19 protein-coding genes are annotated in these 22966 nt (G+C 45.1%); 8 read left to right on the top strand and 11 right to left on the bottom strand.

The window, feature by feature from the left end; all coding sequences use genetic code 11:
- From LN893_RS11380 to LN893_RS11410, 7 genes are all read right to left on the bottom strand, one after another.
- Positions 1–92, bottom strand: a 92-nt coding sequence (locus LN893_RS11380; RefSeq protein WP_229970232.1) for a galactokinase family protein, incomplete at its 3' end; no start/stop codon positions are given.
- Between the two features lie 198 nt (positions 93–290).
- Positions 291–2162 carry a glycoside hydrolase family 2 protein gene (locus tag LN893_RS11385; RefSeq protein ID WP_229970022.1) on the bottom strand — a complete coding sequence of 624 codons (1872 nt, stop codon included), beginning with the start codon at positions 2160–2162 and terminating at the stop codon, positions 291–293.
- Positions 2163–2451: 289 nt separating this feature from the next.
- Positions 2452–3450, bottom strand: coding sequence for a glycoside hydrolase family 43 protein (locus LN893_RS11390; RefSeq protein ID WP_229970025.1), 999 nt, complete (start codon positions 3448–3450; stop codon positions 2452–2454).
- Positions 3451–3586: 136 nt separating this feature from the next.
- Complete coding sequence (locus tag LN893_RS11395) at positions 3587–4762, bottom strand: cellulase family glycosylhydrolase (RefSeq protein ID WP_229970027.1); 1176 nt, start codon at positions 4760–4762, stop codon at positions 3587–3589.
- Between the two features lie 174 nt (positions 4763–4936).
- A complete protein-coding gene (locus LN893_RS11400; protein ID WP_229970029.1) occupies positions 4937–5083 on the bottom strand; it encodes a hypothetical protein in 147 nt (48 codons plus the stop codon).
- Positions 5084–5247: 164 nt separating this feature from the next.
- Complete coding sequence (locus LN893_RS11405; RefSeq protein ID WP_229970032.1) at positions 5248–5505, bottom strand: hypothetical protein; 258 nt, start codon at positions 5503–5505, stop codon at positions 5248–5250.
- 133 nt (positions 5506–5638) lie between these two features.
- Complete coding sequence (locus tag LN893_RS11410) at positions 5639–6283, bottom strand: RNA polymerase sigma factor (protein ID WP_229970034.1); 645 nt, start codon at positions 6281–6283, stop codon at positions 5639–5641.
- A gap of 610 nt (positions 6284–6893) precedes the next feature.
- On the opposite strand from LN893_RS11410, the gene LN893_RS11415 reads away from it, so the two are divergent.
- Positions 6894–8180 carry a citrate synthase gene (locus LN893_RS11415; RefSeq protein ID WP_229970037.1) on the top strand — a complete coding sequence of 429 codons (1287 nt, stop codon included), beginning with the start codon at positions 6894–6896 and terminating at the stop codon, positions 8178–8180.
- A 169-nt stretch (positions 8181–8349) separates the two neighbouring features.
- Here the strand turns inward: LN893_RS11415 and LN893_RS11420 are convergent, their stop codons facing one another.
- Together LN893_RS11420 and LN893_RS11425 are read right to left on the bottom strand one after the other, a co-directional pair.
- Entirely contained in the window at positions 8350–10272 is a 1923-nt protein-coding gene (locus LN893_RS11420; protein ID WP_229970039.1) for an OmpA family protein, read from the bottom strand.
- Between the two features lie 5 nt (positions 10273–10277).
- Positions 10278–10931, bottom strand: coding sequence for a 7-carboxy-7-deazaguanine synthase QueE (locus tag LN893_RS11425; RefSeq protein WP_229970041.1), 654 nt, complete (start codon positions 10929–10931; stop codon positions 10278–10280).
- A 13-nt stretch (positions 10932–10944) separates the two neighbouring features.
- On the opposite strand from LN893_RS11425, the gene LN893_RS11430 reads away from it, so the two are divergent.
- From LN893_RS11430 to thrC, 5 genes are all read left to right on the top strand, one after another.
- On the top strand, positions 10945–11121 hold the full coding sequence (locus LN893_RS11430; RefSeq protein WP_229970043.1) for a hypothetical protein: 177 nt from the start codon (positions 10945–10947) through the stop codon (positions 11119–11121).
- Between the two features lie 43 nt (positions 11122–11164).
- Positions 11165–11287 (top strand): hypothetical protein, encoded by a 123-nt coding sequence (locus LN893_RS20555; protein ID WP_255710005.1) that lies wholly within the window; start codon positions 11165–11167, stop codon positions 11285–11287.
- Between the two features lie 102 nt (positions 11288–11389).
- Entirely contained in the window at positions 11390–12799 is a 1410-nt protein-coding gene (locus LN893_RS11435; RefSeq protein ID WP_229970046.1) for an aspartate kinase, read from the top strand.
- A gap of 12 nt (positions 12800–12811) precedes the next feature.
- Positions 12812–13774, top strand: coding sequence for a homoserine kinase (locus LN893_RS11440; protein WP_229970048.1), 963 nt, complete (start codon positions 12812–12814; stop codon positions 13772–13774).
- Positions 13771–15096, top strand: coding sequence for a threonine synthase (gene thrC, locus LN893_RS11445; protein ID WP_229970051.1), 1326 nt, complete (start codon positions 13771–13773; stop codon positions 15094–15096). Before LN893_RS11440 ends, thrC begins: the two co-directional genes overlap by 4 nt.
- Positions 15097–15281: 185 nt before the next feature.
- Here thrC and LN893_RS11450 read toward each other — a convergent pair whose 3' ends face one another.
- Together LN893_RS11450 and lepA are read right to left on the bottom strand one after the other, a co-directional pair.
- Positions 15282–16163: a bifunctional 5,10-methylenetetrahydrofolate dehydrogenase/5,10-methenyltetrahydrofolate cyclohydrolase gene (locus tag LN893_RS11450; RefSeq protein WP_229970052.1), complete on the bottom strand. Its 882-nt coding sequence runs from the start codon at positions 16161–16163 to the stop codon at positions 15282–15284.
- A gap of 126 nt (positions 16164–16289) precedes the next feature.
- Positions 16290–18074: a translation elongation factor 4 gene (gene lepA, locus LN893_RS11455; RefSeq protein ID WP_229970055.1), complete on the bottom strand. Its 1785-nt coding sequence runs from the start codon at positions 18072–18074 to the stop codon at positions 16290–16292.
- A 215-nt stretch (positions 18075–18289) separates the two neighbouring features.
- Here lepA and LN893_RS20560 point away from each other — a divergent pair, with 215 nt between their 5' ends.
- Positions 18290–19000, top strand: coding sequence for a LuxR C-terminal-related transcriptional regulator (locus LN893_RS20560; protein ID WP_255710009.1), 711 nt, complete (start codon positions 18290–18292; stop codon positions 18998–19000).
- A gap of 245 nt (positions 19001–19245) precedes the next feature.
- On the top strand, positions 19246–22632 hold the full coding sequence (locus LN893_RS11470; protein ID WP_229970057.1) for a methylmalonyl-CoA mutase family protein: 3387 nt from the start codon (positions 19246–19248) through the stop codon (positions 22630–22632).
- The last annotated feature ends 334 nt before the right edge of the window (positions 22633–22966 follow it).

Below are 22966 nucleotides of genomic sequence, written 5' to 3' on the forward strand. Positions count from 1 at the left end.
TCCCCGATCAGGTTCACCCTACCAGGAGAGCGGACAACAACTGGATCTGTCTTGTAGAGGTCAGTAAATTTTGCTATTATTTCTTGTTGCATTCTGTTACCTGTTAAGTACAGTTCAAAGACAATCTTAGGATTGATATCAAAAACTTAAAGCAATAATAGTTTAATCGCAGCGGAAAGGCAACCTGATTTCATGCTCAGTTGCTATTCTACTACGACTAAACTACCACAGTATATTTATCATTGATAAAACGAATCTCCCTCAAACAAGCTCTATGTAAAAGTAGCTTCCTATCGCGCTGTCGTCGCTTTCATATCAACTAAATTGCTGTTATAAAGCTTCTCATGAACTTCTTTCAGCTTTTCGGCAGGCACTTTTATCACCTTACGGTCATAGGTAATCAGGCCGTTGGTTTCTATTTCTACGTCAGAGGTTTGAGTATAAACAGCAGCCGATAAACCTTCATTTATCAATCTCTCCAGCCTTTCTGTAAAAGCTTTGTACCGCTCAAACAGTTCGTCGGCGTTCTTGAAGGTTTGGTAGCCCCAGTTATCTTTCTGCTGCCATGTATGTCCTGTCACAGGCAGTCCTAGCCCACCAAACTCACCCAACACAATGGCTTGCTTTGAACCAAAGATATCAGGTCGTGGCATGGTAGGGTCTGGATAATTATGCAGGTCGATGATATGCCCAACAGGATGAAAGTTACCACCGCTGGCACTATTGACTAGACGTGTCGGGTCGTGCTCCATCGTCCATTTCGTCATTTCTACAGTCTTGAACTGGCCCCATGCTTCGTTGAAAGGCACCCACACCACGATGCTCGGAAAGTTGTACAGGTCATCCATAATCTCTTTCCACTCCTGGCGAAAGATGCTTTCTGATTCTGGTGTTCTGTCTTTTTCGGTGCCTCTGCCTGTTACGCCTGGTCGGCTCTCCCAACGGTTGCCCAAGTCGCCGCTTGGCATATCCTGCCAAACCAGCATACCTAATTTATCGCAATGGGCATACCAGATAGCTGGCTCCACCTTCACGTGCTTGCGGATCATGTTGAAGCCCATCTCTTTTGTTTTCTCAATATCAAAAAGCAATGCTTCTGTGGTAGGAGCTGTGTAAAGTCCGTCTGGCCACCAGCCTTGGTCTAGTGGGCCGTACTGGAAAACAAACTTATTATTAAGCATCATGCGCAGAACACCATCCGCATCTGGTGCCACGCTAATTTTACGCATCGCAAAATAGCTATCCACCTCGTCCAGCACTTTTCCATTTCGTACCACCGCCACACGCAAATCGTAAAGGTTAGGACTGCCTGGTGCCCACAGTTTAGGATTCTTTACCTGCAGCACAGCTTCGTCGCCTGCATTTACCACCTTCTCAGCTACTTTCGTTTTGCCGTCCCAAGCTAAAATCCTCAATTTATCGTTTGCCTGTCGGTTTGCTACCTGTGCTGTTACTGATACTGTCTGCTGATCTATATCTGGGGTTTGCCTGGTAGAGGCGATATACGTTTGAGGCACTCCCTCCAGCCATACTGTCTGCCAGATTCCTGTTACAGGAGTATACCAGATGCTCTCAGGTTTTTTTACTTGCTTGCCCCGTGGCTGTGGGCCATCATCCGAAGGATCCCAAACACGGATGGCAACATCCTGGTTGTTTCCTCTTTTTAGCGCTGACGTTATATCAAAAGAAAAAGGATCGTAGCCGCCCTGGTGCGTACCAACTTTGTTTCCATTAACATACACATCGCATAGCCAATCTACAGCACCAAAATGAAGTAGCACCCTTTGCTTCCGAAGCTTTGAAGGTATGCTGACAGTTTTTTTGTACCACAGCACACTATCTTTTCCTACGGTTTTGCCTACACCAGATAAAGCTGACTCAATAGGATAAGGCACCAAAATTTTACCTGCAAAAGCAGAAGGCATGTTATCCTGCTGTGCTCTGGGAGCAATAGCATAACTCCACAGTCCGTTTAGGTTTTGCCAGTTGTCGCGCACCATCTGGGGACGTGGATACTCTGGCAGCGGATTAGCAGGATTAACCTTCTCGGCCCAAGGCGAGGTAATTTTCCCTTTAACAATGCTCCATTCCTTGTTTTGAGCATCTGCTAGATTGAAGCTGAAAAGAAACACTGACAAAAGCAGGAGGTATGTTTTCTTCATATAGAAAAGAATTAGTTAGCTGTAAATTAGTTGCTAGACGAGTATAGTAAAGAGCAAGATTGATAAGCTCGTTAAATTATCAGCATTGATGGAGCGATTCTAGGCTCAGGAAAGCCTGAATAGTTTTCGATATTGGTGTTTAGACTGTCAAAATCACCTGCTTTTTGCGCAAAAGTGTTTTGCAGGAAGAACGTCAGGAAAAAGATAAACAGTACAGGCTTCTTCATACAGAACGAATTGGTGGTGTGAGTATAGCTTTATTCATACTACATACTTCAAAACGGTCCGCCTACTTATTTCTCACCTTAGGAAAGAAAAAAGTGTTTGGCTCCATGGTTAACACATCTTGCCCTTTACTTTGATTTTCTTTGAAACTGATACGAACTACTGCTGTTTTTCTTGGCCCTACAGTGGAATCGGCTTGATGGGTATGGAAGACGTAGAACATGTCTCCTTTTTTGTCTTTTACGATGTCGACATGTCCAGTACCGTTCTCACCTATATTCTGTGTGCTGATGATTGGGTTGGAAGTAGACTTAAGCCAAGGTCCTGTTGGTCTTGAACTGATAGCGTAGCCAACGGCATAGTTCGGATTTCGAAAATCGTTGGCAGAGTAGGTAAGGTAATAGGCACCTTTGTGCTTCAAAACAGTTGGCCCCTCCGCCACCGACCACTTTACATTAGCCGTGTTCTCCCAAGGTTCAGTTGCCATAATACATTCCTGCAGCGTTTGCTCTTTTATCTTGCTCAGGTCGTCTTCCAACTCAGCCACAAAAATTCTGTTCCCCTCTTGCAGACGAACATGGTAAAGATACATTTTCCCATCATCATCTATAAAAACGAAAGGATCAATCTGCTTTACTGGCGCGGCTAAAGGCTGTAAAGTCTCCTGCGTAAAAGGACCTAAAGGACTGTTGCTTGTAGCAATAGCGATGTTTTCGTTAGCCGTATAAGCCATGTAGAACTTGTTGTTGTACCTGAAAACCTGCGGTGCCCAAAAGCCCTGCGTGCCAAAGCTGTCACCTTTCCTGAGCGCAAAACCCTCTCGTGCACCTTTGGATCCTTCCCAATTCTTAAGGTCTTTGGATGTATAAACCAGAAATCCCTCACCTGAATTACCCTCTACAGTGCCGTACAGGTAGTAGGTCCCATCATGCAAAAAAACTGTCGGATCAGCCAAGTTAATTTCCTTTTGCTGCCCCGACTGCTGTATTTTAGAAGAAGAACATACCGCTAAGGAGAGTACCAGGATAACAAGTATAAAACTTAGAGTAGAGCTGGCCTGCATGTGATAGTTTTTGTGATATGTTTTGTCGTTTCAGAAAGCCTTTTTTAGATTATTGTCATCTCGACGAAAAGAGAGATTTGATGTAAAAAATGTAGCAGATCTCTCCTTTCGTCGAGATGACAACTAAAATTTAACCTTAGTTTGAGGCAGTTCCTCTCGCCGTTAGGCCTTTTATGAGGGCTACCTCTTCCTGCCTGTAGGGTGTACCATCTGCCTTAAAGATGTCGTGGAACCACACTTCTGGCGCTGCTGTATATTGTTTCGTCCAGGTGTCCCAGGCGTATTTGGTTTGCGTTTTACCATCTACCAAGCCCCAGTTATACATACCCACATTATACTTTTTGGCCAGCGGCAGAAAGCCCTGGAAGGTGCTACCATTCGGACGTGCCATGTATTCAGTACAAAGCATCGGCCTTTCGTAGCGCTGCAGCCATTTTACACGCTTCTCAAATTCTTCAGGCGAATCATAGTTATGAAAAGAGATCACATCCGATTGCTCAAGCTGTACTTTTTGTATTGGGGTAAGCCCTTCGTGTGTTGCCCATTCACCAGCCCAAACGCCAGAGGTAAGCGGCTGCGACGGATTTTGCGATCTGGCCCAAACAAAGGATTTTTCCAGGAGGGGCAAGACTAAATCTACTTTGTTAGGCAGTTCCACTGCTTCGTAAGACGGGCCTGTCCCGTTGTCTGGCTCATTCCAAACGTCCCAACCCAAAATTCGGTCATCCTGTGCAAACCTGGCTACAATGCCTTTCACGTAGCGCTCCAGGCGCGGGTACTGCGTAGAATCTTTTAGAGCGTTGGCTCCAGGACTTTGCACCCAGCCCGAATTATGCACATGCGGTTTTGGCTGGCGCTGCGTGCCCAGTGCTGGGAAAGGGTCCCAGCAGGAGTCGAAGATAACCAACAGCGGTTTAATATTATTGCGTTGCGCCAGGTCCAGGAAAGTATCTATTCTGTTCACAAATCCAGCCGAATCCTGCCCGAAAGGAAGGTCGTGTAGGTACACACGGGCCGTGTTCATGCCTATGGAAGAGGCCAACCCTAGCTCTCGGTTTATGGTGGTTGTATCAAAGGTCTCTGCCTGCCACATTTCCAGTTGGTTTATGGCGCTGCTAGGTATAAAGTTACTACCCACCAGCCACTCCTGTTGGGCATACCAATCGTTTGCTTTTTCTTTTGTCCAGATTTCTCGGGAAGTTGCTTCTTCGCTCACAACAGCAAGGTCGCCCTCTTTTTGAGGAGAGGCACAATTCTGAAGTAGCGGCAGTAATAAGGCACAAAGGCCAAAAAAGGATTTGTGGAGTTTCATACGCATAGAGTGTAGTATGGCGTGAAAGAAGTTAGTTCATCTTTGTATAAACGAACAGGATCCGCTATTCTCACCTATTTTTTTAGTAATTTATATTATAGCGTTTTAGGGTGAAAACATCTGGATCTAGACTATTATTCTTTTAAAACACCTTGCTCATAAACCCTATCCCCTTTACTCCACCTCCCGCTCATTTCCTTTACAGTTAGTTATTACCACTTTCACTACCTCCTGGCCCTGCGGTGTCATACTGGATGACTTAGATAAGTATGTACTTCCGCAGAAGAATTTGTTTAAAGTAACTACAGAATTGTCTGACATTTCCGTTTACCTCAACTAAGTTGCATGCATCTACCTAGCATAATCTTTATTTCGTTCAAGAAACAACAAGTTGTAATTAACAGGGAAAACTGCAAAACATGCGTCACTAACCTTTGATGCTGAACTAGTCAGGAATAGGAAACTTCCTCCTCGGAATACCCTGCTCAAGAATCATTTGCAGTCAACTTTCCAGGATTTATAATATTCCAAACTTCAATGAAAGCACGGTTTGCCGCTATATCGCTCTTAAACCCTAGATCTACAATTACCTCTACTGCATCCTGTATATCAGACTTTTTAGAAAGATGTTCAGCTATCCAATTTTGCCAGAAAGTATCAGTTTCTTCATCAGAATATAGCACCCACTTTTGGAAGTAAGGGTCTATGACAAAATCATAAGTTGTATAATTATCATACTTCATTTTGCCTAGTCTGTTTGTATACTAAACAGTACCTGCAAAAGTATCTCATCATGTTTAAATAATATTTAAAACAAACAACTCATACACCCTTTGTTATGATTTAAAACATTGCTTGCCCTTTAATAGCGTGGTTTTAGGTAAGGATGATTAGCAACTGCCCCCAAAAGAGAAAACAGTAGGCTCTGCTCATGTTCTTCCTGAAATTTGATAAGGCTTTAGAAACTAAATTATAAACCCCTTCCACAGATATAGACATGTGCTTACCTATTTCGTCATTTGGCAAATTTTGATAGAACTTTAAAATAATTGATTCTTTCTGCCTGTCTGTAAGCTTTTCTAGCGCATGCAGCACTCTTTGTTTTTGCGCCTCTGAAGTTTGGGCTATTATGATATTGCTCTCTTCCGAAGCAACAGCCTCATTTATCAATTCAAAATCAGTAACGGCGATGTGTTTTGATGAAAACTTATAATTATCAATCAGTTTTCTTTTTAACGATTTATAAAGGTAAAACTTGATAGAGTTGGTAGAGGAAAGCCGATCTCTGTTTTTCCATATATGAATAAACAACTCTTGAATGCAATCCTTAACCACCTCCCGCTCCTGGCACATTTTTAAGCCATAACTATAAAGAGAAAAAAAGTGACGTTGGTAGATTAAAGCATAAGCACTCTCACTTCCGTTCCTAAAATCATCCCACAGCTGTTTGTCACCCACACTTTTCTGGCTTTGTGGATGGTCCGATTCCAAACGAGAATACTCTACCTGTGAATCTGTCATGGTAAAAGTGTTTTAGTTAATAACTCAGAAATAAAATGAACTCACAACCTCAGAAAACTTTCATCATGAAAGGACACCATAGCAGTAGCCAATCAGATAGAATAAACGTTTTAGCACCTTTAAAAAGGTAACTCTTGAAATTTCAGGTTCGATTGATGAACTTGATGCTAAACAAGCAATAATAAATCAAATAAGCAAGCACTCACTATATTTTAACTATGTTAGCATTTTTTAAACTAGATTAATAAATACCTATATAGACTATGATAGAATTAGTCATTCGTAATAACCAGTAGCAATGGGCATATCACGTACGGGAACTACCTTTCTAGCTAAAATAGTTTCAACCAAAAGAAGGGAAAAGCTTAATTCATAAGCTGTGTATTGATAAACCGATCCAAATTAATAGTGACTTTAAAGCCATAACAGGTTTTGAAACAAGGAGAAAGAACATCAAACCCTTCCTTGATGCTTAAATTTTTGATGAAAATGTTAAAGATTACTAGAGTATCTGCAATTTGCTAGATTAACTAATCTCCCGTTTCTTTTTAAAACAAAAATGCCTAATTTCGCTTTATAAGAAATTAAACAGACATAAACCAATATAAACATGTCAGACTTCGCTGAGATTATTCTGGATGGCAAAACCTACCAGATGCCTATAGTAGTAGGCACTGAAGATGAAAAAGCTATTGATATATCTGCCCTTCGTGCTCAATCGGGCTATGTTACATTAGACCCAGGCTATAAGAACACAGGTGCCACGACAAGTGCTATCACTTTCTTGGATGGAGAAGAAGGTATACTTCGTTACAGAGGCTATCCTATCGAGCAACTTGCAGAAAAATCATCCTTCATTGAAGTAGCGTATCTGCTGATTTATGGTCACTTGCCTTCTGAAGAAGAACTAAACGCATTCAGCGACAGAATTAAGCGCCACACACTGGTAAACGAAGATATGCGCAAAATCTTAGATGGCTTCCCATCTACTGCGCACCCAATGGGTATTCTTTCTGCTTTGGTAAGCTCCTTAACTGCTTTTTACCCAGAGTCGCTTAATCCTAACCAGAGCAAAGAAGAGGTTGATCTGTCTATTATCAGGCTATTAGCTAAAATCTCTACTATTGCAGCCTGGTCTTATAAAAACTCTCAGGGGCACCCAGTTATCTATCCAAAGAACAAGCTGGATTACTGCTCTAATTTCCTGAACATGATGTTCGCTTACCCTACAGAAGACTATCAAATTGATCCTGTAGTTGTAAGTGCTCTAAATAAGCTACTTATTCTGCATGCCGACCATGAGCAAAACTGCTCTACCTCTACAGTACGTTTGGTAGGTTCAGCCAATGCTAGCTTGTACTCTTCTGTATCGGCAGGTATCAGTGCTTTGTGGGGCCCACTTCACGGTGGAGCAAACCAAGCCGTGATTGAAATGCTTGAAGAAATCAAAGCTGATGGTGGTGACTCTAAGAAATTCATTGAAAAAGCGAAAGATAAAAACGATCCTTTCCGCTTAATGGGCTTCGGTCACCGTGTGTACAAAAACTTCGACCCACGTGCTAAGATTATCAAAAAAGCAGCTGACGAAGTGTTAACAGCACTTGGTGTGAAAGACCCAATTCTGAACATCGCCAAAGAACTGGAAGAGGCTGCTCTAAACGACCCGTACTTTGTAGAGCGCAAACTGTATCCTAATGTAGACTTCTACTCAGGTATCATTTACCGTGCAATCGGTATCCCTACAAACATGTTTACGGTAATGTTTGCCCTTGGCCGCCTACCAGGTTGGATTGCGCAATGGAAAGAGCTGCGTGAGCAAAAGGAGCCTATTGGCCGTCCACGTCAGATTTATACTGGCGAAACAGAAAGAGATTATGTTCCGATGGAGAAACGATAATTCTCCTATCAGGTATAAAAGCAAAAGCCCCGCTACTTTAGAGTAGCGGGGCTTTTGCTTTTATACCTGGAGTCACAGACTCCACTTCGTCAAACGTCATAAATTCGGAGATAGCGCCAGCGAATAAGCCATCCTGCCACTATCCAAAAGGCGAAAACGAAGAACGACACTAAAGTACTCTCATCTCGATCCGTCTGTTCTGGCTCCTGTTCTCTTCGGTAGTGTTGGGAGCAACAGGTTTGCTTTCGCCATAACCTTTGGAGCGGAGGCGCTGGCTGTTGATGCCGTTTTGGGCTAGATACTCCACCACCGACTTTGCTCTTCGTTCTGATAACAGTTGGTTGGCTTGCTCCTGCCCTACATCGTCGGTATGTCCTTCTATCTCTAGCTTTACATCCTTGTTCAACTGTAGGAACGATATCAGCTTGTTTAGTTCTGTTTTAGATTCAGGCTTTAGCTTGTACTCATTCGTATCGAAAAAGAGGTTGCTGAGCACTACAGAAGCTCCTGCTTTTATAGGTTTAAGATATACATCCAGCGCGACAGGCGTTAAAGCATTTGAGCTGGTATAGTCAAAGCTTAAGCTATTCATCAGGTAGTTTGGGGCAGTAACATACAAGGCATATTGCTTCCCCTTTGTCAGCACCACTGTATACTCTCCCGATTGCTGATCTGCCCTCACCTGCTGTTCCAGCGAATCGCTCTTTACATTATAAAGCTGCACCACTGCTCCGATGGGCTTTTTGGTATCAGCATCAAAAACACGTCCCTGTGCGTAGGTGCTTTCCTCCCGACTACGCCATTGGGCTGGCACCACCAAACTGAACAGCTGTATTCGGTCTGCCCCTGTTTCTCCCTGACGCGAGTAATACCCTGTTTTGCTATCTGGCGTGATAAAGAGAGCCGTTTCATGGTTAAAGGTATTCAGCGGGTAACCCATATTCTGCGGCTCCGACCACTTTTGATCTTCTCCTTTTACAGCCATAAAAACATCCAATCCTCCTAAACCCACATGACCGTCGCTTACGAAGTATAAAGTAGAACCACTGGCATGCAGAAAAGGCGCCATGTCTTTACCAGCTGAATTGATGGGAGCGCCCGCGTTTGAAGGCTTTTGCCAAGTGCCATCGTCATTCTGATGCGTAATCCAAATATCTTCCTTTCCAAGGCCGCCCCCTCTGTTCGAAGTAAAATACAACGTTCTGCCATCAGCTGAGAGTGCAGGCTGAGAATCCCAGTAGCGCGAATTTACGGAACTGCCTATATTTTGTGGTTTGCTCCAGTCGTTACCAGTTCTGTAAGAAATGTAAAGGTCGCAGTCGCCGTTGCCATCGGGTCTGTTGCAGGAGGTAAACACCAAGGTTTTGCCATCGCCAGAAATAGAGGCGGCTCCTTCGTTGGCTGGTGTGTTTATATTGCTGGAGATAGAAACTGGCGCTTGCCATATACCATTCACCTGCCCGCTTATGTAAATATCCTCATCCTGCGAACGGTCCGCTCCTTTACGTGCCGTGAAAATAAGCTGCTTACCGTCGGCAGTTATAGAGGGGAAATATTGCTGAAAGAATCTATTCACCGTTTCAGGCAGTATCTCAGACTTAAACTCTATGGGGCTGCGCATGGCCTCTATTGCGTAAGCAACCGTTTTTATCTGCTGCTGTGCACGCTCTGCTTGCGCCATTTTACGCGGTTCTGCCTGCAAAAAGAAGCTATAAAATTTGCTAGCCTGCTCATAGTTACCTCTTTCGAAGTACAATTCGGCAAGTGTATAATAGTTGTTCATACGTGCCGCACTGAACGGGGCATCTGCAAGGGCTTTTTCAAGGAGCTGCAGCACAGCTTCTTTTTTACCCATCATTTGGTTCAGGTGAGCCGCTTTCAGGTAAGCCTCTGTAAAATTCGGGTCCTTCTCTACCGCATCTCGCAACAAACTAAGCGCACGATCAAAATCGCGAGCTTTTTCATAGTCAACTGCTTTGTTATAGAAATTTTCAGCTCGTTTAGAAGTGGTGCTGAGGCTACGGTTCTGCGCAACAGCAGCTACCACACTTATCACCATGAAAAGGAAAACGAAAAGCAGCTTTTTATACATATAGCTTACGGAATATCCATGTACTTGTGTGTCTGCAGCGACACACGCCATTTCGGATTATTTTTAACGTACTCTACTATTTGCGGCGTTATTTGGTTGGCTTTGCTCCACTCAGGCTGTAGGTACAGTTTCGTTTTTTCACCCACCTGTGCGGCGTGTTCTTCTGCCCAGGCAAAATCACTTTTGTTAAAGATGATAATTTTAAGCTCATCTGCGAAAGGATAGACAGAGGCATCAGGCGCTTTAAACTTCTTCGGCGACAGACAAACCCAGTCCCAGCTTCCGCTGATGGGGTATGCCCCAGAGGTCTCAATCATGGTTCTGATGCCACGCGCCTGCAGCTGCGAAGTGAGTGGGTTAAGGTTATATAATAAAGGCTCGCCACCTGTAATGACCACCTTTTTGCCTGAGTAAGCAGCAGCAGTCTCTACAATATCCTCTACTTTGGTAAGTGGGTGTAGCTCCGCATCCCACGATTCTTTTACATCGCACCAGTGGCAACCTACATCGCAACCACCCAAACGAATAAAATAGGCAGCCACGCCTGTGTTTGCGCCCTCACCTTGTATGGTGTAAAATGCCTCCATCAGCGGTAGTTCACTACCATCTTTTGGCACTGTATGGATAGAGGCTGTTGTATAAGTTTTTGTTGATTCCAATCCTTCTAAAACTATGGTGCACCTGCTTTTGCAACCGCACCTTTTATATGAAAAAGCTTTACTGCCGCTAACGCGTACAGAATCAGCAAAGGTAGCTAAAATGCAACAAGCTTCTAGCTACATTCTGTTCCATCAGTATCAAGCTTCATATGATTTAGAAGAAGCACTAACAACAAAATTTAAAAATTAGTAGCTTTACTTCTAAATAATTTCCATATTGGCACCTCAATAACATGAATAATGCTAACTACATAGAGATAACAGGGTTCCTTTTTAGAAAAGGCGGCTTCGGCATGTTTTCTATTTCCTGCATTATTTCTACCATTATCACCTTCATTACCCCTTTTGGGGTTTAATTGTACATATCGCCTCCTTTTTGCGTTGCCCCATGGGCAGGCAAAGCCTCAGCTGAGGCTATCTTTCCAATTCTTATTTTTTTAACTGTTAAACCAACCCCTATGCTGGTTTTAAAATTTGGTGGTACTTCTGTAGCCAACGCCGATGCTATGCTTCAGATAGCATCTATCTTAAAAGAAAAAAATTACCCAGGCAATATACTCGTTGTTGTTTCTGCTATGTCCAAGGTAACAGACATGCTGATTAGCTGTTTTGAAAAGGCAGCCACGCACGACGAAACGTACCAGGAGATTGTGCAGCAACTGGAGGCAAAGCATATGGAGGCCATTGAGCAGTTGGTACCTTACAGTCATCAGATAGAATTGAAAGGCCGTGTTAAAATGTTGCTGCGTGAGCTGGAAGATTTGAGCAAAGGTATTTTTCTGCTGGATGAGCTAAGCGACAGCACTAAAGCACGCTTTATGGCTTTTGGCGAGTTGCTATCCTCAGCGGTGGTGTCGGTGGCACTGCAGCATCAGGGGCTAACGAACAGGCTCATCGACAGCCGCGATTACATTGTAACTGACGGTAATTTCCTGAACGCGAAGGTAGACCTAAAGAAATCTTATGCGAAGGTAAAAGCTGAGCTGGCAAACGAGAAATTGGTGATTGCCCCTGGCTTTATAGCCCGTTCGCAAGAAGGAAAAACAACGGTATTAGGTAGAGGTGGTTCTGACTATAGCGCGTCTATTTATGCTGCCGCCCTGCAGGCCGATCTGCTAGAGATATGGTCAGATGTGGATGGCATGTATACTACTGACCCTCGCAAGGCAAAATTGGCTTACTCTATTGAAGAATTAAGTTATGAGGAAGCGATGGAACTAGCATACTTCGGAGCCAAAGTACTGTATCCACCAACTATAGCACCCTTGGTAGCTGCTAAAATTCCGCTATGCCTCAAGAACACATTCAATCCTTCGCATAAAGGTACTCTGATTTCGAACAATCCGAAGCCGAGCCAGAACGTGATTAAAGGCGTTTCCTGTATTGATAACATTGCGCTGCTCACGCTGAGCGGTAGCGGTATGGTGGGAGTGCCAGGTATAGCCATGCGTATGTTTAAAGCTGTCGCTACCTGCAACATCAATATATACTTTATTACGCAGTCTTCTTCTGAGCAAAGTATAACCGTAGGTTTGTCGATGGCCGATGAAAAAGCTGCATCACTGGCGCTTTCACAGGAGTTTGATGCGGATATAGATCAGGACGTTCTGAACCCAATCAGCTTGGAATCGCCAGTAAGCATAGTGGCTATAGTTGGAAATGGTATGATCAAGCACCCTGGTATTGCGGGTACGATGTTCTCTATACTCGGAAATAATAACATCAACATACGAGCCATTGCGCAGGGAGCCACAGAACGAAATATATCGCTTGTAGTAAAGGCTGAAGATGCGGCAACAGCCGTAAACCTTTTACACGACAGTTTTTTTAAGCCTGAGGCGGTTAAACCTGCCGCAGCGCTAGCATAGTTAAGTATAAACATGAACGATAAACAATTTATAAAGGCATTTGCCCCTGCTACTGTAGCCAATGTTTGCTGTGGTTTCGATGTGCTAGGCTTTGCTCTGGATGAACCAGGTGATGAGGTATGGGCACGCAAGAAAGATGCGCCAGGCATCACTATCTCAGCCGTTACTGGTGTTGAAGGCCTTTCTGCCGATCCAGCGGAAAACGTGATTGGTGTGGTAGCCCAGAAAATGCTGACGGAGCTAAACCTATCTCATGGACTGGAACTGCAGTTGCACAAAGGTATGCCTGTCGGCAGTGGTCTTGGTAGCAGCGCCGCTAGTTCAGCCGCCGCCGCTTTTGCGGTTAACGAAGTTTTAGGCTCTCCTTTTACAAAAGAAGAACTGGTAGTTTATGCTATGGAAGGCGAACGCAAAGCCTCTGGCTCTGCGCATGCCGACAATGTGGCGCCATCTATACTGGGTGGTTTTGCTCTTGTTCGCGATTACGATCCACTGGACGTAATTCCGCTCGGTGTACCTGTCAAACTATACTGTACCATCGTTTATCCGCAGATTGAGCTGAAAACATCCCTAGCCAGAAGTATCCTGAAGAAGGAAATACCTTTGAAAAAAGGAGTACGCCAGTGGGGTAACTTGGCAGCATTGATGGCTGGCCTGCTGAAAGGTGACTATGCCTTGATTGGACGCAGCCTACATGATGAAATATTTGAGCCAGAGCGTTCTATATTGATTCCGCTTTTTAACCAAGCCAAACAAGCCGCGAAAGAAGCAGGCGCTTTAGGCTGTGGCATTTCTGGTTCAGGTCCGTCTATTTTTGCTTTATCGGCTACGGCCGCTCAGGCCGAAGAAGTAAGAGTTGCTATGGAAAACGTTTATGCTTCCAGTGGCATCGAGTTAAAGACATATGTATCGCAAGTGCCTGAGCAGGGCGCACGACTTATAGAAGAACCTGTTTATCAACCCGCACAATCATGAGATTTTATAGCACCAACTGCCAGGCACCAGAGGTAAGTTTTAAAGAAGCTGTAATAAAAGGTCTGCCGCAGGACAAAGGTTTGTTCTACCCGCAAACTATACCTGTACTTCCTGCTTCTTTCTTTGAGGCTTTACCTGATATGGAACTGCCCGAGATAGCTTTCGAAGTTTTACGAGCTTACACTGAGCCAGACCTTTCAGCCGATCAGCTACAGGAGATATGTCAAGAGGTATTCACCTTTCCAATTCCACTGGTAAAGGTGGAAAATAATACTTACTCTCTGGAGCTGTTTCATGGACCGACTTGTGCTTTCAAGGATGTGGGGGCCCGCTTTATGTCGCGCTGCCTGCAGGCTTTCGCTCAAAAAGGCAAACCTCTAACGGTGCTGGTGGCCACCTCTGGCGACACAGGCAGTGCCGTAGCCAACGGCTTTTTAGGTGTTGAAAACATTGAGGTGGTTATTTTATACCCAAATGGCGGTGTGAGCGAGGTACAGGAAATGCAGTTCACAACGCTAGGGCAAAACATACAGGCTGTAGCCGTAGAGGGCGTTTTTGATGATTGCCAGGCGCTGGTAAAGCAGGCTTTCTCTGATGAGGAACTGGCCAAGAACATGCAATTGTCTTCAGCCAACTCTATTAACGTGGCGCGTTGGCTGCCGCAAATGGTATACTATTTCCATGCTTGGGGCCAATGGCGCAAACAAAACCCTGATCAGCAGCAGGACGAGGTAACGATAGCCGTGCCGAGCGGCAACTTCGGCAACCTGGCAGCAGGGCTTTTAGCACGAGAAATGGGTTTGCCTGTAAAATACTACATCGCCGCCACCAACCGCAACAAAGTAGTGCCTGATTACCTAGAGTCTGGCAACTATACGCCTGCACCCTCTGTCGCCACTATTGCCAATGCCATGGATGTAGGCGCACCAAACAATTTCCCGCGCATACTGGAGATGTTTCAGCAGAACCACATTTCTGTGCAGCAGGTAGTAAAAGGCTTTTGGGTAGATGATGAAAAAGTAAAGACGGTAATTCAGGAGGTGAACGATGAGCAAAATTATCTGCTAGACCCACACGGAGCCATTGCTTACCTCAGCCTAAAACAGTACCTACCATCGCTGCAGACAGCAGGCATTTTCCTGGAAACAGCTCACCCAGCCAAGTTTAAAGGAAGTATAGATGAGATTTTAGGCACTGACACGCCGCTACCAGAGCAGCTACAGGCTTTCCTAAACAAGCCGAAGCAGGTGATTAATATAAAAAATGACTTCAGTGAGCTGGCGGCTGTGTTGCAGGGAAACCTCTCTCCTAGTTTGTCTTGAGAACAGGGAAGGGAGCTTTTGAATGTCCAACTACCCCTCCTTGTCTCAGCTACCGTTTATACAGAAGTCAAGGAGGGGTGGCTATACCCGTGGTAAACTAACGTAGCCGCCTCCCTACTCCAACAAAAACAAACGGCCCCCATGAATGTACATTCATGGGGGCCGTTTGTTTTATTAGCTTCTAACTAAAAATACACTTCCTTCTTCGCAGCTCTTAAAGTATTCCTCATCAGCATGGCGATAGTCAACGGACCGACACCTCCTGGCACTGGCGTGATGAAACTGCATTTCTCGGCAACATTATCGAAATCTACATCGCCTCTTAAGCGATAACCAGACTTTCGAGTAGCATCTGGCACACGAGTAGTTCCTACGTCTATCACCACGGCACCCTCTTTCACCATGTCAGCTGTTATCAAACCTGGCTCTCCTACAGCCACAATAATAATGTCTGCCTGGCGGGTGTGGTAAGCCAAATCAGCAGTGTAGCGGTGGCAAAGGGTAACGGTGCAGTTTCCTGGGTTAGCGTTTTTCGCCATCAGTATACTCATAGGTGAACCTACAATATTGCTGCGGCCTACTACCACGCAATGTTTGCCAAACGTGTGAATCTGGTAGCGTGCCAGCAACTGCAGAATTCCAGCTGGTGTGGCTGGCAGGTAAGCTGGCAAGTTTGCCACCATACGGCCTACGTTTATCGGGTGGAAGCCGTCTACGTCTTTCTTTGGGTCAATCGCTTCGAGTACTTTTTCAGAATCGATGTGCTTTGGGAGCGGCAACTGCACTATAAATCCATCTACTTCCTCGTCCTCGTTCAATTCTTTTATCTTGTTCAGCAGTTCCTCTTCAGTAACTGTGTCTTCGTAGCGGAAAAGGGAAGAGCCGAAGCCGATACGTTCACATGTAGCTACTTTGTTTGTAACATAAGTAACAGAGCCGCCGTCGTTGCCGACAAGTATAGCAGCTAGGTGCGGGACCTTTCCACCGTTTGCTTTGATTTCAGCTACCTCAGCAGCTATTTCTTCTTGAATGGCTTCGGATGTTTTTTTTCCGTCGAGCAGGGTCATTTTGGGAAATTATTAATTAAGAATTAGTTATGGTTAGTTTTGCGACTGTAGTTAAACTATAGATGTAGCTATTCTCTGAACGAACAAGCCCCGACATGCAGAGGCACATCGGGGCTTGGGGTAAGCTTAGTCTAATTTAAGCACGGCTAAAAAGGCTTCCTGTGGAATTTCCACGTTACCTACCTGGCGCATGCGTTTCTTTCCTTTCTTCTGTTTCTCGAGTAGTTTACGCTTACGCGAAATATCACCGCCGTAACACTTAGCCAATACGTTTTTACGCAATGCTTTCACTGTTTCGCGGGCAATAATTTTCTGACCGATAGCTGCCTGAATAGCAATTTCGAACATCTGGCGAGGAAGCAGCTCGCGTAGCTTTTCACAGAGGCGCTTGCCCCAGTCATAGGCTTTATCGCGGTGCACGATGGCACTCAGAGCATCCACCTTTTCACCGTTCAGCATCACATCCAGTTTCACCATGTTAGAGGCACGGAAACCGATCAGCTCATAGTCTAGAGAGGCATAACCACGGGAAATGGTCTTCAGTTTATCGAAGAAGTCAAACACGATCTCGGCCAACGGCATCTCAAAGGCAAGCTCTACACGATCGCTAGTCAGGTAAGTCTGGTTTTTCAGGATACCACGCTTGTCCATACATAGCGTGATAATCGGGCCAACAAACTCTGATTTAGAAATGATTTGGGCTTTTATAAATGGCTCCTCAATGTGGTCGATATAGTTCGGCTCAGGCATCTCGGAAGGTGCATTCACTTTTATAACCTGCTCTTTAGTAGTATAAGCGTGGAACTGAACCGACGGCACGGTGGTAATCACCGTCATATCAAACTCACGCTCCAGGCGCTCCTGCACAATCTCCATGTGCAACATACCTAAAAAGCCGCAACGGAAACCGAAGCCAAGGGCAGCAGAAGTTTCAGGCTCCCACACCAAAGAGGCATCGTTCAACTGCAGCTTCTCCATCGCACCACGCAATTCTTCGTACTCACTGGTTTCTACAGGGTAAATACCCGCGAAAACCATTGGCTTCACATCCTCAAAACCTTGTATACCCTGAGCAGGACGATCTACGTGCGTAATGGTATCGCCTACTTTTACCTCTTTCGCATTTTTTATACCCGAAATAAGGTAGCCCACATTACCAGCGCCCATTACCTCGCGCGACTCCTGGTTCAGCTTCAGCACACCTATTTCGTCGGCCTCGTAGGTTTTGCCCGTGTTAATGAACTTTACCTTCTCCCCTTTCTTCAGAGTACCGTTAAACACGCGGAAGTACACCTCAATACCTCTGTAAGAATTAAAAACAGAGTCGAAAATCAAGGCTTGTAGCGGTGCTTCCGGATCGCCTTTTGGAGCAGGAATACGTTCGCAGATAGCATTCAAAATATCCTCTATACCAATTCCCGACTTGCCTGAAGCCAGAATAATGTCTTCCTTGTCGCAACCAATCAGATCGATAATCTGGTCCGACACCTCTTCTGGCATCGCGTGCGGCAGGTCAATTTTGTTCAGCACAGGTATTATCTCCAGGTCGTTACCTATAGCCAAATATAAGTTAGAGATAGTTTGTGCTTCTATGCCTTGCGAAGAATCAACGATTAGTAGCGCGCCCTCACAGGCTGCAATGGAACGTGATACTTCATAAGAAAAGTCTACGTGGCCTGGCGTGTCGATCAGGTTGAGTACATAGTCCTCTCCTTTATAATGGTAGTTCATCTGGATGGCGTGGCTCTTTATAGTGATGCCGCGCTCGCGCTCCAAATCCATGTTGTCGAGTAGTTGGTGTTGCATCTCTCGCTCTGCCACAGTTTGGGTAAACTCCAGAAGCCTGTCGGCTAGGGTACTTTTACCGTGGTCGATGTGCGCAATGATGCAGAAATTACGAATGTTCTTCATATAGTTGTAATACGAAAACAAAGTTAAGATATTCCAATCAAAATAGTGGAATTTTAGTCTTATAACATTCCAAATACTAAACCTGCACTTCAAAAAGCTGTACTATATTTGAAGCTGTAAATTGTCCAGTAATTTTGATGCAACGTATCATTATTACTAACTTCAACAATATTCAGCGATCATACGTTAATACCTCCCCGACTACTGACTTATACATGCAAGACCAGAAAGAGCAGAAATCCTTAGAAAAGGAACTAAAGGAGCTGAAAAAACAGCTTCAAGAGTTGCAGGCTAAATGTGCTTTTTATGAACAAGTAGTAAACCAAGTACCTGCCAATATTTACATATCTGATTTAGAGGAAGGTGTTTTGTGGTGCAACAAAACCAACGAAGAAACGCTTGGTTATACACTAGATGAGATCAAGGAAATGGGGGGCTTTGAATATCTTTACCAGATTGTGCACCCCGACGACAGAAAAGTACCTGACAATAGCGTAACACATTATCAAAACTTTACTGGAGCGGAATATGGAGGCCTTTTTCGGGCCAAACATAAAAATGAAAACGAGTACAAGTGGTTTATGGGCTGGGCAAAAGCTTTTACTAAAAACGAAGATGGCGATGTAAAAGACCTTCTTTGTGTGGATGTAGACATGAGCCCACGCATGAATACAGAGGACCAACTGGTTCAGGCGCTCAAAGATAATCTCAGAAACAAAAACAGGCTACTTATTCAAAGTCTCCGAAAAAGAGAAATTGAAATACTTAGCTTAATTTGCAAAGGCTACAGCACCAAAACTATAGCAGAAAAACTTTTTCTGAGTGTTCACACCGTTACCACCCACCGAAAGAATATTCAACGAAAACTAGGCACCGCCAATGTTGCCGATATGGTACTGCTTGCTACTGAGGCTGGCTTGGGCTAATGTTTTTTATCGATTGTTTTTGATTGCCGTTTTTTCGTGCAATTCTACCACTTGCGTTTAATTACTTCTCTTGAGGCACAAGCAGATGTTTGCGCCATCGTTACGTTCTGCCGTATACAAGCATGCACTTATAGTTACGGCAATACTTTTGGTTCAGGCTAGGTTCTTGGCAAGCACCATCAGCAAAGCCTTTCTCCCCTAAAATGACTATATTCGCATCCATTATAGATTATTGTTAATAAGATATGCAAACGCTCCAAACTACAACCTACAAACCTATTAATCATATTCGTATTGTAACCGCTGCCTCTCTTTTCGATGGTCATGACGCGGCTATCAACATCATGCGCCGCATTATACAGGCCTCTGGTGCCGAGGTAATTCACCTGGGCCACAACCGATCGGTGCAGGAAATTGTGGATTGCGCCATTCAGGAAGATGCGCAAGCCATAGCCATTACGTCTTACCAGGGCGGCCACATCGAGTACTTTAAGTACATGTACGACCTGCTGCAGGAACGCGGCTGCGGCCACATCCGTTTGTTCGGCGGTGGGGGCGGCGTTATACTCCCCTCCGAGATCGAGGAACTGCAAAGCTACGGCATCTGCCGCATCTACTCCCCTGACGATGGCCGCGCCATGGGTCTACAAGGCATGATCAACGATATGCTGGAGAAATGTGATTTCCCGACAGGCAAAAACTTGAACGGAGAAGCAAAGCATTTACGCGATAAAGACCCTAAATCCATTGCACGCCTGATTTCTGCTGCTGAGAACTTCCCTGAAGAAGCGCAAAGCATTTTGAGAGAAGTAAAAGAGCAGGCCAAAACTATAACCACTCCTGTGTTGGGCATAACAGGTACAGGCGGTGCTGGTAAATCCTCTTTGGTTGATGAACTGGTGCGCCGTTTCCTGATGGATTTCCCCGAGAAAAGGATTGCCATCATCTCAGTAGACCCATCAAAGCGTAAAACAGGTGGCGCTTTGCTTGGCGATAGAATCCGCATGAATTCCATCTCCAACGACAGAGTTTACATGCGCTCGCTGGCTACACGCCAAAGCAACTTGGCCCTGAGCAAGTATGTGCAGGATGCCGTGGATATCATAAAGGCTGCTGATTTCGATTTGATTATTCTCGAAACTTCAGGTATAGGCCAGTCGGATACCGAGATCACTGAGCATTCTGATATGAGCCTTTACGTAATGACGCCAGAATACGGTGCCGCCACGCAGCTGGAAAAAATAGACATGCTCGACTTTGCCGATGTAATTGCGCTAAACAAATTTGACAAACGCGGAGCCCTGGATGCCCTACGCGATGTGAAGAAGCAGTACAAGCGCAACCACCAACTATGGGACGTGAGCGACGATGACATCCCTGTGTTCGGAACGATCGCTTCGCAGTTCAACGATCCAGGCATGAACCAGCTGTATCGCGCCATTATGGCGAAGATTTCTGAACAAACAGGCGTAGAGTTCAACTCCAACCTGCAGACTTCTAAAGAGATGTCGGAGAAGGTGTTCATCATCCCTCCTAGCCGCACGCGTTACCTTTCTGAAATTTCGGAAACCATCCGCAGTTACGATAAGTGGAGCAAAGAGCAGGCAGAAGTAGCGCAGAAACTTTACGGCATCAAAAAGTCTATTGAGGCGGTGCAAGGTATAGAAGTGGAAGATAAAGACCGCCTGATAAAGCAACTGAAGCAGGCGTATGCGGAGGTAGAACTAAACCTAGACGGCCAGAACAAGAAGATTCTGGAAAACTGGAAAGAGAAGGTCCAGGCTTACAAAAATGAGTTCTACGTCTTCAAAGTACGCGACAAGGAAATCAAGATAAAAACACATACAGAATCGCTGTCGCATTTGCAGATACCGAAGGTGGCTACGCCAAGATATGAGGCTTGGGGTGACTTGCTGAAGTGGAACCTGCAGGAGAACGTGCCTGGCGAGTTTCCTTACACAGCAGGTGTATTTCCGTTTAAGCGCGAGGGCGAAGACCCGACCCGTATGTTTGCAGGCGAAGGCGGCCCGGAGCGCACGAACCGTCGCTTCCACTATGTGAGTTTAGGCATGCCAGCCAAGCGTTTGTCTACCGCTTTCGACTCGGTTACGCTTTACGGCGAAGATCCTGATTACAGACCAGATATTTACGGCAAGATCGGTAACTCGGGTGTGAGCATCTGCTGCCTCGACGATGCCAAGAAACTATACTCTGGTTTTAACCTGGCAGATCCGAAGACATCGGTTTCCATGACCATTAACGGTCCTGCTGCAATCCTGACAGGTTTCTTTATGAACGCCGCTATCGATCAGCAATGCGAACTGTATATTAAAGAGAACGGGCTGGAAGAAGAGACCAACCAGAAGATTGAAGCTATTTATAAAGAGAAAGGTGCTGAGCGACCAAAGTATCAGGGCAAATTGCCAGAAGGAAATGATGGTTTAGGCCTGATGCTGCTGGGCGTGACAGGCGACCAGGTATTGCCTGCGGAAGTGTACGAACCTGTTAAAGCTCGTACCTTGGCATCAGTGCGTGGTACGGTGCAAGCCGATATCCTGAAGGAAGACCAGGCGCAGAACACCTGTATTTTCTCTACAGAATTTTCGTTGCGTTTGATGGGTGATGTGCAGCAGTACTTCATCGACAAAAACGTGCGCAACTTCTATTCGGTGTCTATTTCGGGCTACCATATTGCGGAGGCTGGAGCAAACCCGATTTCGCAGCTGGCCTTTACGCTGGCCAATGGCTTCACGTTTGTGGAGTATTACGTAAGCCGTGGCATGGATATCAACAAGTTTGCGCCAAACCTGAGTTTCTTCTTCTCGAACGGCATCGACCCAGAGTATGCAGTAATCGGGCGTGTGGCACGCAGAATCTGGGCGAAGGCGATGAAACAAAAATATGGTGCCGATGCCCGTTCGCAGATGCTGAAGTACCACATCCAGACTTCAGGCCGTTCGCTGCACGCACAGGAGATCGACTTCAACGACATCCGCACCACATTGCAGGCGCTTTATGCCATCTACGACAACTGCAACTCGCTGCACACGAACGCTTACGACGAGGCTATTACCACTCCTACAGAAGCTTCTGTGCGTCGTGCCATGGCCATTCAGCTGATCATAAACCGTGAACTGGGGCTGGCGAAGAACGAGAACCCTATCCAGGGATCTTTCATTATCGAAGAACTGACAGAACTGGTGGAAGAGGCGGTTCTGCGGGAGTTTGACCGCATTACAGAGCGTGGCGGTGTACTGGGTGCCATGGAAACAATGTACCAACGCGGCAAAATTCAGGAAGAGAGTTTGTATTATGAAACGCTGAAGCATACGGGCGAGTATCCGATCATCGGCGTAAACACGTTCCTTTCTTCTACTGGTTCTCCGACGGTGCTGCCTACAGAAGTTATCCGTGCTACAGAGGAGGAAAAACAATACCAGATTAACATGGTGCACGGGCTGCAGGAACGCAATGCAGGTAAAACGGAAGAAATGCTGAAGCGCATCCAGCAGGTGGCCATAAACAACGGGAACATTTTTGAGGAGATGATGGAAACGGTGAAATTCTGTTCTCTTGGTCAGATCACAAATGCCCTGTTCGAAGTTGGTGGACAGTATAGAAGAAATATGTAATATACCTAACGGATGATGGATCTGCATGAATTACTTAAAAAGCCAGGTTTAAAACCTGGCTTTTTAAGTAATTCATGCAGATCTAAGAACCTTTACAATAACATAACATCTTAGTGTTCATAATTAGAAACTAAAAGGAATTCAAAGGCGTTTAAATAACACGTTCAATTCCCTTTAAGTCTAATTATTATGAAGCGTTTCTCCACCATATCATCACTCCTGCTTCTTGGCACTACGTTCGGTTTTTTAATGAAAGGCTGGTTAACAACCAACCAACTGAATTTAGAATCTATAGAAGACGAAATTCATCTGTACTTGTAGATAATGACATACT

It is taken from the genome of Pontibacter harenae (assembly GCF_020907245.1).
Lineage (GTDB): Bacteria > Bacteroidota > Bacteroidia > Cytophagales > Hymenobacteraceae > Pontibacter > Pontibacter harenae.